The 16,224-nt window shown below is 71.9% G+C and carries 13 protein-coding genes; 5 read left to right on the top strand and 8 right to left on the bottom strand.

Annotation, left to right across the window (positions count from 1 at the left end; genetic code table 11):
• Positions 1-67: 67 nt before the first annotated feature.
• From ACZ7L4_RS36880 to rsmI, 7 genes are all read right to left on the bottom strand, one after another.
• On the bottom strand, positions 68-1,876 hold the full coding sequence (locus ACZ7L4_RS36880) for an ABC-F family ATP-binding cassette domain-containing protein (RefSeq protein ID WP_472109414.1): 1,809 nt from the start codon (positions 1,874-1,876) through the stop codon (positions 68-70).
• Positions 1,877-2,287: 411 nt separating this feature from the next.
• Positions 2,288-3,178, bottom strand: coding sequence for a 4-(cytidine 5'-diphospho)-2-C-methyl-D-erythritol kinase (locus tag ACZ7L4_RS36885; protein ID WP_472109415.1), 891 nt, complete (start codon positions 3,176-3,178; stop codon positions 2,288-2,290).
• Positions 3,175-4,041, bottom strand: coding sequence for a 16S rRNA (adenine(1518)-N(6)/adenine(1519)-N(6))-dimethyltransferase RsmA (gene rsmA, locus ACZ7L4_RS36890; RefSeq protein WP_472109416.1), 867 nt, complete (start codon positions 4,039-4,041; stop codon positions 3,175-3,177). The genes ACZ7L4_RS36885 and rsmA overlap by 4 nt, the downstream gene beginning before the upstream one ends.
• Before the next feature lie 131 nt (positions 4,042-4,172).
• On the bottom strand, positions 4,173-5,402 hold the full coding sequence (locus tag ACZ7L4_RS36895; RefSeq protein ID WP_472109417.1) for a ubiquitin-like domain-containing protein: 1,230 nt from the start codon (positions 5,400-5,402) through the stop codon (positions 4,173-4,175).
• Between the two features lie 162 nt (positions 5,403-5,564).
• On the bottom strand, positions 5,565-6,443 hold the full coding sequence (locus ACZ7L4_RS36900; protein ID WP_472109418.1) for a TatD family hydrolase: 879 nt from the start codon (positions 6,441-6,443) through the stop codon (positions 5,565-5,567).
• 24 nt (positions 6,444-6,467) lie between these two features.
• Positions 6,468-6,902, bottom strand: a complete 435-nt coding sequence (locus tag ACZ7L4_RS36905) for a hypothetical protein (RefSeq protein ID WP_450809921.1) — start codon at positions 6,900-6,902, stop codon at positions 6,468-6,470.
• 198 nt (positions 6,903-7,100) lie between these two features.
• Positions 7,101-7,985, bottom strand: a complete 885-nt coding sequence (gene rsmI, locus ACZ7L4_RS36910; protein ID WP_472109419.1) for a 16S rRNA (cytidine(1402)-2'-O)-methyltransferase — start codon at positions 7,983-7,985, stop codon at positions 7,101-7,103.
• 63 nt (positions 7,986-8,048) lie between these two features.
• Here rsmI and ACZ7L4_RS36915 point away from each other — a divergent pair, with 63 nt between their 5' ends.
• The 5 genes from ACZ7L4_RS36915 (at position 8,049) to ACZ7L4_RS36935 (ending at position 14,821) form a co-directional block, all read left to right on the top strand.
• The gene (locus ACZ7L4_RS36915; protein ID WP_472109420.1) at positions 8,049-9,812 is read left to right on the top strand and encodes a dolichyl-phosphate-mannose--protein mannosyltransferase; all 1,764 of its coding nucleotides are present in this window, start codon (positions 8,049-8,051) and stop codon (positions 9,810-9,812) included.
• Positions 9,813-9,938: 126 nt separating this feature from the next.
• The gene (locus tag ACZ7L4_RS36920; RefSeq protein WP_472109421.1) at positions 9,939-11,570 is read left to right on the top strand and encodes a penicillin-binding transpeptidase domain-containing protein; all 1,632 of its coding nucleotides are present in this window, start codon (positions 9,939-9,941) and stop codon (positions 11,568-11,570) included.
• A gap of 155 nt (positions 11,571-11,725) precedes the next feature.
• Positions 11,726-13,414 (top strand): penicillin-binding transpeptidase domain-containing protein, encoded by a 1,689-nt coding sequence (locus ACZ7L4_RS36925; protein WP_472109422.1) that lies wholly within the window; start codon positions 11,726-11,728, stop codon positions 13,412-13,414.
• A gap of 55 nt (positions 13,415-13,469) precedes the next feature.
• A complete protein-coding gene (locus tag ACZ7L4_RS36930; protein ID WP_450809916.1) occupies positions 13,470-13,973 on the top strand; it encodes a YbaK/EbsC family protein in 504 nt (167 codons plus the stop codon).
• On the top strand, positions 13,970-14,821 hold the full coding sequence (locus ACZ7L4_RS36935; RefSeq protein ID WP_472109423.1) for an EamA family transporter: 852 nt from the start codon (positions 13,970-13,972) through the stop codon (positions 14,819-14,821). The genes ACZ7L4_RS36930 and ACZ7L4_RS36935 overlap by 4 nt, the downstream gene beginning before the upstream one ends.
• Before the next feature lie 184 nt (positions 14,822-15,005).
• On the opposite strand, the gene ACZ7L4_RS36940 is transcribed toward ACZ7L4_RS36935, so the two are convergent.
• Positions 15,006-16,190 (bottom strand): serine hydrolase domain-containing protein, encoded by a 1,185-nt coding sequence (locus ACZ7L4_RS36940; RefSeq protein WP_472109424.1) that lies wholly within the window; start codon positions 16,188-16,190, stop codon positions 15,006-15,008.
• Positions 16,191-16,224: the final 34 nt, after the last annotated feature.

The raw sequence follows: 16,224 nt of genomic DNA on the forward strand, positions 1-16,224 counted from the left end.
GCGGCCGACAGCAACGGGCCGGCCCCGCCCCGTACCCAGGGGAGGACCGGCCCGCGGTGCTCTTCGCTCACGCGTCCTCGGCGAGCTCCAGCCAGCGCATCTCCAGCTCCTCGCGCTGCGCGACGAGATCACGCAGCTGCGCGTCGAGCTCGGCGACCTTGCCGAAGTCGGTGGCGTTGTCCGCGATCTGCGTGTGCAGCTTGGTCTCCTTCTCGGAGATCTTGTCCATCTGCCGCTCGATCTTCTGGAGTTCCTTCTTCGCGGCGCGGGTGTCGGCCGCGGAGGGGCCGGTCTTCTCGGCCGCTGCGGGGGCGGCCGCGGGGGCGGGGGACGCCGCCTCGATCATCCGCTGCCTGCGCTCCAGGTACTCGTCGACGCCGCGCGGCAGCATCCGCAGCGTGGCGTCGCCGAGCAGGGCGTACGTGTTGTCGGTGGTGCGCTCCAGGAAGAACCGGTCGTGGGAGATCACGACCATCGAGCCGGGCCACCCGTCGAGCAGGTCCTCCAACTGCGTGAGTGTCTCGATGTCCAGGTCGTTCGTCGGCTCGTCGAGGAAGAGCACGTTCGGCTCGTCCATGAGCAGGCGCAGGATCTGGAGTCGGCGCCGCTCGCCACCGGACAGGTCGCCGACCGGCGTCCACTGCTTGTCCTTCGCGAAGCCGAACTGCTCGCACAGCTGGCCCGCGGTCATCTCGCGGCCCTTGCCGAGGTCGACGCGGTCGCGGACCTGCTGGACGGCCTCCAGTACGCGGAGGGATCCGGGGAGTTCGGTCACATCCTGGGAGAGATACGCGAGCCGTACGGTCTTGCCCACGACGATCTTCCCCGCGGCGGGCTGGACGTCGCCCTGGCTGCGGGCCGCCTCGTCGAGGGCGCGCAGCAGGGACGTCTTGCCCGCGCCGTTCACACCGACCAGGCCGACGCGGTCGCCGGGGCCGAGCTGCCAGGTCAGGTGCTTGAGCAGCACCTTCGGGCCGGCCTGGATCGTGACGTCCTCGACGTCGAAGACGGTCTTGCCGAGCCGGGCGTTCGCGAACTTCATCAGCTCGCTCTTGTCGCGCGGCTCGGGCACGTCCGCGATCAGTTCGTTGGCGGCCTCGATGCGGAAGCGCGGCTTGGAGGTCCGGGCGGGGGCGCCGCGGCGCAGCCAGGCCAGCTCCTTGCGCATCAGGTTCTGCCGCTTGGCCTCCTCGGTCGCGGCGATCCGCTCCCGCTCGGCGCGCGCGAACACGTAGTCCGAGTAGCCGCCCTCGTACTCGTACACGTCGCCCTTCTGCACGTCCCACATGCGGGTGCAGACCTGGTCGAGGAACCAGCGGTCGTGGGTGACGCAGACGAGCGCGGAGCGGCGGGCGCGCAGGTGCTGGGCGAGCCAGGAGATGCCCTCGACGTCGAGGTGGTTGGTCGGCTCGTCGAGGACGATCAGGTCCTGCTCGGCGATGAGCAGCTTGGCGAGCGCGATACGGCGCCGCTCGCCGCCGGAGAGCGGGCCGATCACGGTGTCGAGGCCCTGCGGGAAGCCCGGCAGGTCGAGGCCGCCGAACAGGCCGGTCAGTACGTCGCGGATCTTGGCGCTGCCCGCCCACTCGTGGTCGGCGAGGTCGCCGATGACCTCGTGCCGGACGGTGGCCTTCGGGTCGAGCGAGTCGTGCTGGGTGAGTACGCCGAGGTGCAGGCCGCCGCTGTGGGTGACGCGGCCGGTGTCGGCCTCCTCCAGCTTGGCGAGCATCCGGATCAGGGTGGTCTTGCCGTCCCCGTTGCGCCCCACGACGCCGATGCGGTCGCCCTCCTGCACGCCGAGGGAGACTCCGTCGAGCAGGGCACGGGTGCCGTACACCTTGCTGACTGCCTCGACATTGACCAGGTTGACTGCCATTTCGCTCCGCTCCGGGGGGGGTGGGCCAGTCTTCCAGCGTAGTCGGCTCACGGATGGTGCTGGTCACCCGTTCCGACGTCACGGGGCTCCGCCCCGGGCCCCGCGCCTCAATCGCCGGCGGGGCTGGAGAGAACGGGGCCTCTCCCTGGCCCCCGCGCATCAGACGCCGGCGGGGCTGATCTTGCCGAAGCGGCATTGCGCTCTCGGGGCTCCGCCCCGGACCCCGCTGCTCAATCGCCGCAGGGGCTTGAGATACCTGCCCGCACCGCCCTGCCCCCTCCAGGGGCGTGGGCCTCACGGGGTGCCGCAACGGTTGCAGCTAGCCGTCACCAGCTTGGGCAATCTGCCGCCTTGGGCGGCAGGGTGGGCAAGGCCACGGCACGGCGAAGGCACGGTGCCGCGCGATCGGGGTCAGAGGAGCGTGGCTCCGGGGGCCGGGGATGGGGCCGCGCGGGCCGTGCGGCAAACACCGGCGCTGGTCAGCGCCGCCGCCACCACCCGCGCCGAGGACTCGTCGGCCGTGAGGAACGCCGTCGTCGGCCCGGAGCCCGAGACCAGCGCGGCCAGCGCCCCCGCCGACCTGCCCGCCTCGAGCGTGTCCTTCAGGGACGGGAAGAGGGAGAGCGCGGCGGGCTGCAGGTCGTTGGTGACCGTGGCCGCGAGGGCCTCGGTGTCGCCGGTGCGCAGGGCCTCCAGGAGGGCGGGCGCGGCGACGGGGTCGGGGGCGGCGGGGCTGAGGCGGTCGAACTCGCGGTAGACGGCCGGCGTGGACAGGCCGCCGTCCGCCGCCGCGAACACCCACCAGAACTCGCCGCCCACGTCAAGGAGTTCGAGCTTCTCGCCGCGCCCGGTGCCGAGCGCGGCCCCGCCGACGAGGCTGAACGGCACGTCGCTGCCCAGCTCGGCGCAGATGTCGAGGAGTTCCTCGCGGGAGGCGTTCGTGCCCCAGAGCGCGTCGCAGGCGACGAGCGCGCCCGCCGCGTCCGCGGAGCCGCCCGCCATGCCGCCGGCGACGGGGATGTCCTTGGCGATGTGGATGTGGACGGTGGGCTCGCCGAGACCGTGGCGTTCCGCCAGTGCGAACGCCGCGCGCGCCGCCAGGTTCGTGCGGTCCAGGGGGACCTGGTCGGAGCCGGGGCCCGTGCAGGTGAGGGCGAAGGAGTCCGCCTCCGACACCGTCACCTCGTCGTAGAGGCCGACGGCCAGGAAGACGTTCGCCAGGTCGTGGAAGCCGTCCGCGCGGGCGCCGCCGACGGCGAGCTGGACGTTGACCTTGGCGGGTACGCGTACGGTCGCGCTCACTTGCTCTTGGCCTCCGCGATACGGGCGAACTCGTGGACGGTGAGCGACTCGCCGCGCGCCTGCGGGGAGACGCCCGCCGCGACAAGGGCCTCCTCGGCGGCCTGCGCGGAGCCCGCCCATCCGGCGAGCGCCGCGCGCAGCGTCTTGCGGCGCTGGGCGAAGGCGGCGTCGACGACCGCGAAGACCTCTTGCCGGGACGCCGTGGTGGGGATCGGCTCGGTGCGGCGCACGAGGGAGACGAGGCCGGAGTCGACGTTCGGGGCGGGCCAGAAGACGTTGCGGCCGATCCGGCCGGCGAGCTTGACCTCCGCGTACCAGTTGGCCTTCACGGACGGGACGCCGTAGACGCGGGAGCCGGGGCCCGCGGCGAGCCGGTCGGCGACCTCGGCCTGCACCATCACGAGCGTGCGCTCGATGGTCGGGAAGCTCTCCAGCATGTGGAGGAGGACGGGGACCGCGACGTTGTACGGGAGGTTCGCGACGAGGGCCGTGGGCGCGGGGCCGGGGAGCTCGGTGACCTGCATCGCGTCGATGTTGACGAGGTCGAAGGAGTCCTTCTTGGCCGGGAGGCGGGCCGCGATGGTGGCGGGCAGGGCCGAGGCCAGTACGTCGTCGATCTCCACGGCCGTGACGTGGCGGGCCGCTTCGAGGAGGGCGAGGGTGAGCGAGCCGAGGCCGGGTCCGACCTCCACGACGGCGTCGTCCTCGGTCACTTCCGCGGTGCGGACGATGCGGCGGACGGTGTTGGCGTCGATGACGAAGTTCTGGCCGCGCTGCTTGGTCGGCCGGACGTTCAGCGCCGCGGCGAGTTCGCGGATGTCCGCGGCGCCGAGAAGGGGACCCTGAGGTTCTGTGCTGCTCACCGTTCAAGGGTAGCCGTGCCCTGCCGGGGGGCTGCCTGTGACGTGGTTGCGGTCGCGGGGCTCCGCCCCGGACCGAGCGCCTCAATCGCCGGCGGGGCTTGATTTGCTCACCCGTGAGAGCCGCGGTGCCGCTAAAGGCGGCTCCCGCAATGAGGCCATGGCGTCGCGCCCCTGCTCACGTACAGCTTCTTCGCCCGGTACGTCTGCTCCGACGCCGGCGCGTCCTGGGGGCGGCCCGAGCCGCCGAGGCTCTGCCACGTCTGGGTGTCGAACTGGTAGAGCCCCCCGTACGTGCCGGTCGCGTCCGTGGCGTTCGGGCGGCCGCCCGATTCGCATGCCGCGAGCCCCGACCAGTTGAGGGAGTCCGCCCCGGACACGGACGTCGGCATCGGCTTCGTACCCACCCTGACCTGCTGCGTACGCGGCTCCCGCACGACCTCCTGCCGCACCCGCCGCGGCTTCCCCTTGACCCCGTTGACCGTGCGCACCGTGTACGTGACCCGCTTCATGCCCGGCTCACCGGCCCGCGTGACGATCTCCGTGCCCTGGAACTGCGAGGCGTCCTCGGTGCGCTCGGTCGCGTACGGGATCGGCTCCTCGCGGACCTCCTTCTCCCCCGTCACCCGCAGCACCGTGATGACCTGCCCGTCCCGCGGAAAGCTGGTCTGCGGCACCGACGTGGTGTCCTGCCCGCGCAGCGTGATGCCCGCGTCCTCGACGGCCTCGCCCACGGTCGCCGCGTTCGTGCGGATCGTGCGGCGATTGCCGTCCGCCATGATCGTGACGCTGCGCTCGGTACGGACGTCGAGGGCGAGGCCGTGGCGGGCGATGCGCTGGGAGCGGGAGGCGGACACGTACGCGCCCTCGGCCCGCACCCCGAGCTGCTTGAGCGCCCCGTGCACGGTCTGCGCCGTGGTCCACACCTCGCGCCGCTGCCCGTCGAGCGTGAGCCGGACGGGCCGCCCGAAGCGGACCGCGACCTCGTCCCCGCTGGCCAGCTCGGCCCCCTCGCCGGGCGCCACGACGTCGTGGTCGCCGACGTCCACGCCCTCGTCGGCCAGGAGTTCGGTGACGTCGTCGGCGAAGGTGTGCAGGGTGCGCTCCTTGCCGTCGACGCTGAGGTGGATCGCCTTGTCGTCGGCGACGAACGCGGACGTGCCGCCCGCCAGGAACGCGACGACCAGCGCCTGCGGCAGCAGCCTGCGCAGCGATTCGGGGCGCTGCGCCACCTTCTTGCGGCGTGCGGCGCGCCGGGCGGCGGCCCGCCCGCCGGGCGGCGCCGGGTCGACGACCGGGGCCTGCGCCTCGTAGGTCGGGTACGGCTCATACCGCTCGTACGTCTCCTGCGGCGTAATGCTCACGACGACGCTCCAGGCACTCACGGGTGTCCGGTCCCCGGGCAGGGGCGGATCGGGCGAGCAGAACCTAGCGGAGCGTTCGTCACTCTCCAAAGCACGACGACTACTCTGCGTGGCGACTTTGCCCGGAGGTGAGCGGACGCGAGCGGCCGCGAACGTTATCGCTCAGTAATCGAAGGCACGCGCGGTGTTGGCGGAGACCGACGTCGCGAGGGCTTCCTCCGTGACGCCCTTGACCCTGGCCATGGCCCGCAGCGTGACCGGAATGAGATACGGGGCATTAGGCCGACCGCGGTACGGGGCGGGCGTCAGGAACGGCGCGTCCGTCTCGACGAGGACCAGTTCGAGCGGGGCCACCGCGAGCGCGTCGCGCAGCGGCTGCGCGTTCTTGAACGTCACGTTCCCCGCGAACGACATGAAGTAGCCGTTCTCCGCGCAGATTTGGGCCATGTCCGCGTCACCGGAGTAGCAGTGGAAGACGGTGCGCTCGGGCGCGCCCTCCTCCTTCAGGACGCGTAGCACATCGTCGTGCGCCTCGCGGTCGTGGATGACCAGCGCCTTGCCGTGCCGCTTGGCGATCTCGATGTGCGCGCGGAAGGACCTCTCCTGCGCGGCCTTGCCCTCGGGGCCCGTGCGGAAGTAGTCGAGGCCGGTCTCGCCGACGCCCTTCACGTGCGGGAGGGCGGCGAGCCGGTCGATCTCGGCGAGCGCCTCGTCGAGCCCGGCGTCGCCGAGCGGCTGGCGCGCGCCCTGCCGGGACCAGCCGTCGGGGTCGCCGTGCACGATGCGCGGCGCCTCGTTGGGGTGCAGGGCGACCGTCGCGTGCACGCGCGCGTGCTCCTCGGCGACGGAGGCCGCCCAGCGCGAGCCCGCGAGGTCGCAGCCCACCTGGACGACCGTGGTCACCCCCACCGACGCGGCCTTGGCGAGCGCCTCCTCCACGCTGCCCTCCTGCATGTCCAGGTGGGTGTGGGAGTCGGCGACCTCGACCTCGAGGGGCGCCGGCAGCGGCGGCGGGGTGACGTCCTTGTTGCTGGGGCTCATGCCCCCGATCCTACGAAGCCGCCGTCACTCGTCCCGCTTGTGGTGGCTGAAGGGGTGCAGCAGGTCCGACAGGTGCCAGTGGTGCCCCTCGCGCTCCGCCGACTCCGGCTCCGGCACCTCGACCGGGCCCGCCTGCGGCGTGCGGTGCTGCTGCAGCGCGTCACGGGCCGAGGAGACCCGCCCCGAGCGCATGATGCGCACGACGTGGCCCCCGCAGTTCAGACACGTGGGCCGGGTCAGCGGCGACGGCACCCGCTCGCCCTTGACCACGTACATCACGAACTCCGCACCCTCCCCGTCGACGTGGTGCTCGATCTCGTAGGACTGCTCCCAGCCGTGCCCGCACCGCATGCAGGCGAACGCGTACGCCTCGTGGACGATGGATGTCGCGGCGCTGCGATTGGGGACCGGGGGCGTCTGTGCACCAATGGCTGTCTTGGAGACTGCGAACTCGCTCATGCCAGCTCCTCTTGCCCGCTGGACAAACGCTGCTCTTCAGCAGCGTGGGGACGGGTGCGTCCCCTTCAACCAGTGGACGCCTCCGCTGGGCCGAGCGCAAAAGCCCTGTCGACTATTGGATCCGATTTGGTCTTTCCCTGCCGAAAGGGGCCGGGCGCGCGGTCTTCGCTTTGCTTTTCAGGTTAGTCCTTTACGCCCTTATGGGGCGGTCCGCGCCGCATTCTTTGCCGCGACGACGGCATCGAAGACCTCCCGCTTGGGCAACCCGGCGTCGGCGGCCACCGCGGCGATCGCCTCCTTGCGCCGCTCCCCGGCCTCCTCCCGCACCCGCACCCTGCGCACCAGCTCATCGGGGGTGAGGTCGTCGGCGGACTTCTCCGGCGCGCCCTCGACGACGACCGTGATCTCGCCGCGGACGCCCTCGGCGGCCCACTCGGCGAGCGCCTTCAGGGGGCCGCGCTTCACTTCCTCGTACGTCTTGGTCAGCTCGCGGCACACGGCGGCGCGGCGGTCCTCGCCGAAGGCCTCGGCCATCGCGGCGAGGGTGTCGTCGAGGCGGTGCGGGGCCTCGAAGTAGACGAGGGTGCGGCGCTCCTCCGCGACCTCCTTGAGGCGGGAGAGCCGCTCGCCCGCCTTGCGCGGCAGGAAGCCCTCGAAGCAGAAGCGGTCGACCGGGAGCCCGGAGAGCGCGAGGGCGGTGAGGACCGCCGAGGGGCCGGGCACGGCCGTGACCCGGATGTCCCGCTCGACGGCCGCCGCGACGAGCCGGTACCCGGGGTCGGACACGGACGGCATCCCCGCGTCCGTCACGAGCAGCACCCGCGCCCCGCCGGCCAGCGCCTCGACCAGCTCCGGCGTACGGGCCGACTCGTTGCCCTCGAAGTACGACACGACACGCCCGCCGACCTGCACCCCGAGCGCCTGCGTCAGCCGCTTCATGCGCCGGGTGTCCTCGGCGGCGACGACATCGGCGGAGGCCAGCTCCTTCGCAAGGCGCGGCGGCGCGTCCGACACGTCACCGATCGGGGTGCCCGCGAGCACAAGGGTTCCGGTGGACTCGGGGGATTCTGCGGTTCCTGTCACGTTTCCAGTCTCGCAGGAGCGGGCGACAGGACTCGCACAGTCGTGTTCCCTACGATGGCGCGCGTGACCAGTACCGCGTCGTCGTCCGGGGCGACTCCGACCAGCGCACCGACCGAGCAGGCCGCCAGCGCGGAGCCGCAGCAGTCGTCGTGGCTGCGCGGGCTGCGCAGGTACGGATACCGGGCGCCGGCGAGAGACGGCGACGTGGGCACACGCCTGGTGCCGCCGTTCCCGCCGCTCGGGGGCCGCCTGTGGGCGTCCTTCGGGCTGAGCCGCTTCTCCGCCGCGCAGGCGGAGCGGATCGTCGGCTGGGTGGGCCCGCTGCTCGTCACGCTCGTCGCGGGCCTCGCCAGGTTCTGGAACCTGGGCAGCCCGAAGGCCGTGATATTCGACGAGACGTACTACGCGAAGGACGCGTGGGCCCTCATCCACCGCGGCTTCGAGGTGAACTGGCCCAAGGACGCCAACGACAAGATCCTGGCCACGGGCGGAAACGTACCGATCCCGCACGACGCCTCGTACGTCGTGCATCCGCCGGTGGGCAAGTACGTCATCGGTATCGGCGAGTGGATGTTCGGGTTCGACCCGTTCGGCTGGCGGTTCATGACGGCGGTCCTCGGCACGCTGTGCGTGCTGATGGTCTGCCGCATCGGCCGCCGCATCTTCCGCTCCACGTTCCTCGGCTGCCTGGCGGGCGCCCTGCTCGCCGTCGACGGCCTGTCGTACGTGATGAGCCGCACCGCGCTGCTCGACTCGGTGCTCGTCTTCTTCGTGGTGGCGGCGTTCTGCTGTCTGGTGCTCGACCGGGAGCGCACGCGCGGGCAGTTGGCCGCCGCGCTGCCCGTGGACGAGCACGGCCTGCCGCACCCCGACGCCGAGGTCGCCGAGACGCTGCGCCTGGGCTGGCGGCCGTGGCGGCTGCTCGCCGGTCTCTGCCTCGGGCTCGGCGCGGCGACGAAGTGGAACGGCTTCATCTTCCTCGCCGCGTTCGCGCTCATGTCGGTGCTGTGGGACGTGGGTTCGCGTCGCGTTGCGGGCGCCGAGCGCCCCTACCGCGCGGTCCTGAAGCGGGACGTCGTCCCGGCGTTCGTCTCGACCGTCCCCGTCGCCATCGCCACGTACGTGCTGTCCTGGCTCGGCTGGATCCTCTCCCCCGCCGACGGCTCCGGCGGCTACTTCCGCGACTGGGCGGCGACGGACGGCAAGGGCGGCAGCTTCACCTGGCTGCCGGACTGGGTGCGCAGCCTGTGGCACTACGAGCACGAGGTGTGGAACTTCAACACCACGCTCAGCTCGCCGCACACCTACCAGTCCAACCCGTGGAGCTGGATGGTCGACGGCCGCCCCGTCTCGTACTTCTACGAGTCGCCGAAGCCGGGCGCGCAGGGCTGTCCGACCGACGCCGCCGAGAAGTGCGCCCGCGAGGTCCTCGCGCTCGGCACACCGCTGCTGTGGTGGGCGGCCTGCTTCGCGCTCCTGTACGTGCTGTGGCGCTGGTTCTTCCGCCGCGACTGGCGGGCGGGGGCGATCCTGTGCGGCATCGCGGCGGGCTACCTCCCCTGGTTCAACTACCAGGAGCGGACGATCTTCTACTTCTACGCGGTTGTCTTCGCCCCGTTCCTCTGCCTGGCGCTCGCGATGATGCTCGGCGCGATCATCGGCAAACCGGGCTCACCGGAGCGCCGCCGGGTGATCGGCGCGGCGGGCGCGGGCGCACTGGTGCTGCTGATCGCGTGGAACTTCATTTATTTCTGGCCGATCTATACGGGGGACGCGATTCCGGTCGACTCCTGGCGTTCACGGATGTGGCTGGACACCTGGGTCTGAGTCGGTTTCGGTCAGCTTTGTGATCTCAATCCGGACACCTTCGGACATCATCTATAGAACTCACGGCACTTGGGGCACCCCCCGTGCTTACAGTCCCTTCCGTAAACCTGGGGAGGGGAGCGCGTCATGCGCAAGGGGGTCAAGATCGCCATCGTCGGCGGGGTGTTCACCGTCATGGTCGGCGGCGCGGGGTACGCGGGGTACAACCTCGTCACGGCGGTCACGGGCGGGAACACCGTGGCGTCGCAGGGGTCCGAGTACAAGTCGGGGCCGCCGAGCGGCGACGAGGTGAAGGAGACGTCGGAGCAGTTCCTCGCGGCGTGGGCGAAGAACGACTCGGCGGCCGCGGCGCGGCTGACGGACTACGCCGACAACGCCATGCGCGTACTTGAGGACTGGCACGACAAGGCGCACGTCACGCACACCGAGCTGACGCCGACGAAGGCGGACGGCGCGAAGGTCGCCTTCCACGTCAAGGCCACGGTCACGTACGGCAAGAAGACGAAGACGATGTCGTACGACTCCTCGCTCACGGTCGTGCGCGGGCAGACCACCGGGCGGGCGCTCGTCGACTGGTCGCCGGCCGTCGTGCACCCGGCGATGGAGAAGGGCGACACGCTCGTCACCGGTGAGGCGGCGGTACCGGCGATCGAGGCCGTGGACCGCAACGGAGTCGTGCTGACCAAGGGCAAGTACCCCTCGCTCGGCCCGGTCCTGGACCAGTTGCGCGCCAAGTACGGGGACTCCGCCGGGGGTTCGTCCGGCATCGAGACGTACGTGGAGCACACCGACGCGAACGGGGAGCCGACCACCGCGAAGACGCTCCTCACGCTCGCCAAGGGCAAGCCCGGCAAGCTGCGTACGACGATCAGCGCGACCGCCCAGGCGGCCGCCGAGCAGGCGGTGAACAAGTACGGGGAGTCGTCGGTGGTGGCGGTCAAGCCGTCCACCGGTGAGGTGCTCGCGGTCGCCAACGAGGCGAAGGGCGAGTTCAACGCCGCGTTCCAGGGCGGCACCGCGCCCGGCTCGGTCATGAAGATCGTCACCGCGGCCGCGCTGATCGACAACGGCGTCACCTCGGCGAACGGCCCGGCGCCCTGCCCGGATTCGGCGGTCGCGCTCAGCCAGACCTTCCACAACCTCAAGGGCATACGGCCGAGCGGGAACGCGACGCTGGCCGACAGCTTCGCGCGGTCCTGCAACACCGCCTTCATCAAGCTCTCCGACGACCTGGGCGCGGGGAACTTCGCCGCCGAGGCGGAGGAGCGGTTCGGGATCGGCAAGGACTGGAAGACGGGGATCGTCTCCCGGGACGGCTCGGTGGAGATGCCGGGCGACTCCGACGACGCCGCCGCGATGATCGGCCAGGGCCAGGTCAAGATGAACCCGCTGAACATGGCGTCGATCACGGCGACCGCCATCACCGGCACCTTCCACCAGCCGGTCCTCGTCTCCCGGGAGATCGACGACCACCCCCTCGCCACGGCGAAGGGCCTCAAGCCCGGCACTTCCGGCCAATTGCGGCAGATGATGCGGCTGGCCGCGACCAGCGGCACCGGCGCCGCGGCCATGGCGAACGTGCCCGGCGACAAGGGCGCGAAGACCGGCTCCGCCGAGGTCGACGGGCAGGGCGACGCCAACTCCTGGTTCACGGGCTACAGCGGCGACATGGCGGCCGCCGCGACGGTGCCGCGCGGCGGGCACGGCGGAGACGCCGCGGGCCCGGTCGTCGCGGCCGTACTGCGGGCCGGCTCGTAACCCCGTACGCCCCGGAGCGTAGTTCCCCTACGACTCCGGGCGCCTGGCAGTGAATCCACGCATCGCCAGGCGTTACCACGTCGTTCTGTCCTACGGAAAGTGCGTTCAGGGCCACCCCGTACCCTGGGCCACCCGTAGATCTCCGGAGGACTCAGGTGGGCAGCAGAGGCAAGCGTCGCGATGAGCCGCGGCGCAACACGAACGCCCTGGTGATCGGCGGCGTCGCCGCCGTCGCCGTCATCGGGGCAGGCGTCGGCGCGTACGCGCTGATCGGGAGCGGTGAGCAGGCGGGCAGCACCTCGGCCTCCGCCGCCGACGACAAGCCCGAGATCCCGAAGGGCCCGCCGACGGCCAAGGAGGTACGGGCCGTCGCCGACGGTTTCCTCACCGCCTGGCAGCACGGGGACGCCGCGAAGGCGGCCGCCTACACGAACGACCCGGCCGCCGCGAAGAAGGCGCTCGCCGACCTCGCCAAGGACGCCCACCTCACCGACCTGAAGCTCGCTCCCGGCACCCGCGAGAGCGCCGAGGTCCCCTTCCACGTCACGTCCACGGTCGAGTACAAGAAGCTGAGCAAGCCCCTCGCGTACGACTCCTCGCTGACCGCCGAGCGCCGCAAGAGCGACGGCAAGGTCCTCGTCGACTGGCAGCCCTCCGTCGTCCACCCGGACCTCAAGGAGGGCGACCACCTGGAGACCGGCGAGGCCGGCGATCCGCCGGTCAAGGCCGTCGACCGGGCCGGGAACGAGCTGGACGCGAAGAAGTACCCCTCGATCGGCACCATCGTCGACGGACTGCGCGAGAAGTACGGGAAGAAGGCGGGCGGCACCGCGGGCGTCGAGCTGCGCGTCGTACGGGCCAAGCCCGAGAAGAAGTCCGAGGACAAGAACGCGCTGCCCGACAAGACGCTGCTCACGCTCTCCAAGGGCACGCCGGGCACCGTGAAGACGACGCTCGACCCGGCGCTCCAGGCTGCGGCCGAGGACCAGGTGAAGTCCCGCAAGAAGGCCTCGGTCGTGCTCGTGAAGCCGTCGACCGGCGAGATCCTCGCCGTCGCCAACTCCGACCGCGGCTTCAACACGGCGTTCCAGGGCTCGCTCGCGCCCGGCTCCACGATGAAGGTCATCACGGCGTCGATGCTGCTGGACAAGAACCTCGCGGACGTCGACAAGAAGCACCCGTGCCCGAAGTACTTCACGTACGGGCACTGGAAGTTCCAGAACGACGACAAGTTCCAGATCAAGGACGGCACGTTCAAGGCGAGCTTCGCCGCGTCCTGCAACACGGCCTTCATCAGCCAGGCCCCGAAGCTGGACGACGACTCGCTGACCAAGCAGGCGCAGCAGGTCTTCGGCCTCGGCATGAACAACTGGTCGATCGGGGTGCCGAGCTTCGACGGCGCGGTGCCGGTGATGTCGCAGGCGCAGATGGCGGCCTCGCTGATCGGGCAGGGCGGCGTGCGGATGAACCCGCTGAACATGGCCTCGGTGGCGGCGACCGTGAAGGCGGGCGCCTTCCACCAGCCGTACCTGGTCTCGCCGGACTTCGACGACCGGACGCTGGCGAAGGCCGCGAAGCCGATCTCCGCCTCGACGGCCTCGAAGCTGCGGGAGCTGATGCACTACACGGCGATCGCGGGCACGGCCGTGAAGCCGATGTCCGGGCTCGGCTCCGACATGGGCGCCAAGACCGGTTCGGCGGAGGTCGACGGGCAGAAGGACCCCAACGGCTGGTTCACGGCCTGGCGCGGGGACCTCGCGGCGGCGGCCGTGGTGCAGCAGGGCGGGCACGGCGGCGACTCGGCGGGTCCCGTCGTCCGCAAGATGCTGCTCGCGGGCGGCTGACCGCGAGCCGATACAGGGTCGCGTGCCCCGTACACGTAGGGCTAGCGTGCGGCGCATGACGACAGCGGAAAGCAGCAACAACAGCACGGCGGCACACCCCCGGTTCGCCGAGGCCGTCACGGCGATGGGCCTGGCCGACCTCCTTCCGCGGGCGCGGCGCTTCCCCGAGGCGACCCGCACCGCGCAGGAGGCGGCCGACGCGATCGGCTGCGAACTGAGCCAGATCTGCAAGTCGTTGATCTTCGCGGCGGACGGCGTGCCGGTGCTGGTCCTGATGGACGGCGCCTCGCGCGTGGACCTGGATCTCGTACGCGAGGAGCTGGGCGCGGAGAAGGTGACCCGGGCGAAGGCGGACGTGGTCCGGGAGTTCACCGGCTACGCGATCGGCGGCGTCCCGCCCTTCGGCCACGCGAACAAGACGCGCGTCCTCGCCGACCGGTCCCTCCTCGCGCACGACACGGTGTGGGCGGCGGCCGGCAGCCCGTACGCCGTCTTCCCCATCGGTCCCAAGGAGTTGATCTCGCACGCGGGCGCCGCGCTCGTGGACGTGCGGGCATGACGCCGGTCGTCGCCGCGGCGGTGCTGCTGGCGGCGGTGACCCACGCCTCCTGGAACGCCCTGGCCCACCACATCACGGACAAGCTGGTCGGCTTCACGCTGATATCGGGCGGCGGGACGCTGATCGGGCTCGCGCTGGCGGTGTTCGCGCCGATACCGGCGGCGGGCGCGTGGCCGTACCTGATCGCGTCGGCGCTGATCCATGTCGCCTACTACGCGCTGCTGATGACGTCGTTCAAGCTGGGCGACTTCGGGCAGGCGTATCCGATCGCGCGGGGCACGGCGCCGCTCGTGGTGACGGTGCTCGCGGCGGTCTTCGCGGGCGAGGTGCCGGGCGGCTGGCAGGCGGCGGGCGTCGCGGTGTCCAGCGCGGGGCTCACCGGGCTCGCGCTGTGGGGGCTGCGGGGGTCGGGGCGGCGGCCGGACTGGCGGGCGCTCGGCGCGGCGCTGGCCACGGGGGTGGCGATCGCGTCGTACACGGTGGTGGACGGCCTTGGCGTACGCGCATCGGGGTCGTCGCTCGGGTACATCGCGTGGCTCATGGTCCTGGAGGGGATCGCGGTGCCGGTGTACGCGGCGTATCGCTGGCGCGGTGAACTGGTGCAGCGGTTGCGGCCGTTCGCGTGGCGCGGGCTGTTGGGGGCGGCGCTCTCCGTCGCCGCGTACGGGCTGGTGCTGTGGGCCCAGACACGGGCGGACCTGGCCCCGATCTCGGCCCTCCGCGAGTCCTCGATCATCGTCGGGGCGGCGATCGGAGCGGTGTTCTTCAAGGAACGCTTCGGCGCGCCGAGGCTTGTGGCGGCGGGTGTGGTGGTGGCGGGTATCGGGTTGATGCTGCACGCCGGTTGACGGTGACCCGTGGTGCTGGGGGCGCTGCCCCCAGACCCCCGCTGCTCAATCGCCGCAGGGGCTTGATTGTTCAAGCCCCGCCGGCGATTGAGGCGCGGGGTCCGGGGCAGAGCCCCGAGGCGTCAACCACGTAGGGCCATGAACCCACTGCTGACCGCGGTCGTCCCACCGTCGACCGGGAGGGTCACCCCGCACGGTGGCCGGCCAGCGTGCGGGTCAGGGACGCCTCCCGCACGGACTTCACGAGGGCCTGGGCGCGCGGGTCGGCGGTGACGCCCTTCTGCATGCCGTTCGTGACGTATCCGAACGCGAGCCCCGACTCCGGGTCGGCGAAGCCGAGGGCGCCGCCGCGGCCCGGGTGGCCGAAGGAGGCCGGGGAGAGGAGCGGGGAGGCGATGCCGTGCAGCATGTGGCCGAGGCCGAAGCGGGACGGAGAGATCAGGACCCGGTCCGCCCCCGACGAGGCCTCCGTGCGGGCGAGCCGGGCCGTCTCCGGGGTGAACAGCCGTACCCCGCCCTCCACTTCGCCGATCAGCGACGCGTAGACGCGGGCCAGTCCGTCCGCCGTGCCGATGCCGTTCGAGCCGGGGAGCTGCGCCGCGCGGTACGCCGGGTCGTTCTCGTCCGCCGCCGGGGCGATCGTGCCGAAGGCGCGGCTGGTGAGCGAGTCCGGGTTCGCGTACGCCTCGACGATGGCGCGCTTGGGGCGCGAGCGCAGGCCTCCGGCGGTCGCCGGGGGCTCGACGGGGCCGACGCGGCCGACCCGGTGGGCCTGCTCGTCCGGGAGGCCGATCCACACGTCGGCGCCGACCGGCCCCGCGATCTGCTCGGCGACGTACTCGCCGATGGTGCGGCCCGTGACCCGGCGCACCAGCTCCGCCGTGAGCCAGCTGTACGTCTGTGCGTGGTAGCCGTGGTCGGTGCCGGGCTCCCAGAAGGGTTCCTGTGCGGCGACGGCCGCCGCCGCGAGGTCCTGGTCGGCCGCCTCCGCGGGGGTGAGCGGGCGGTCGAGCGCCGGCACACCCGCCCGGTGCGCGAGCACGTCCCGTACGCGGGCGTCCTCCTTGCCGTGCGCCTTGAACTCGGGCCAGTACGAGCCGACGGGCGCGTCCAGGTCGAGCTCGCCGCGCTGGTGGAGCAGGAGCAGCGCCGCCGCCGCGATCCCCTTGGTGCCGGAGCGCAGGAGCTGGGCCGTGCCCGGCTGCCAGGCCGCGCCCCCGTCGACGTCCCGCGTGCCCGCGTACAGGTCGACGATCCGGCGGCCGTCCTGGTAGACGACGAGCGCGGCGCCGCGCTCACCGCGGGCCGCGAAGTTCTCGCCTAAGGCGGTGCGTACGCCGTCGAATCCGGGGGCCGTCGTGCCGTTCACTGCTGTGTCCACGGAGGGTGCAACAGGGGGCGCC

The organism is Streptomyces sp. NPDC107575 (assembly GCF_055657265.1).

Excerpts from the sequence above, each read along its gene's own strand:
- ACZ7L4_RS36880 (WP_472109414.1), bottom strand. The coding sequence starts at position 1,876 with ATGGCAGTCAACCTGGTCAATGTCGAGGCAGTCAGCAAGGTGTACGGC.
- ACZ7L4_RS36900 (WP_472109418.1), bottom strand. The coding sequence starts at position 6,443 with ATGAGCCCCAGCAACAAGGACGTCACCCCGCCGCCGCTGCCGGCGCCC.
- ACZ7L4_RS36905 (WP_450809921.1), bottom strand. The coding sequence starts at position 6,902 with ATGAGCGAGTTCGCAGTCTCCAAGACAGCCATTGGTGCACAGACGCCC.
- ACZ7L4_RS36920 (WP_472109421.1), top strand. The coding sequence starts at position 9,939 with ATGCGCAAGGGGGTCAAGATCGCCATCGTCGGCGGGGTGTTCACCGTC.
- ACZ7L4_RS36930 (WP_450809916.1), top strand. The coding sequence starts at position 13,470 with ATGACGACAGCGGAAAGCAGCAACAACAGCACGGCGGCACACCCCCGG.
- ACZ7L4_RS36935 (WP_472109423.1), top strand. The coding sequence starts at position 13,970 with ATGACGCCGGTCGTCGCCGCGGCGGTGCTGCTGGCGGCGGTGACCCAC.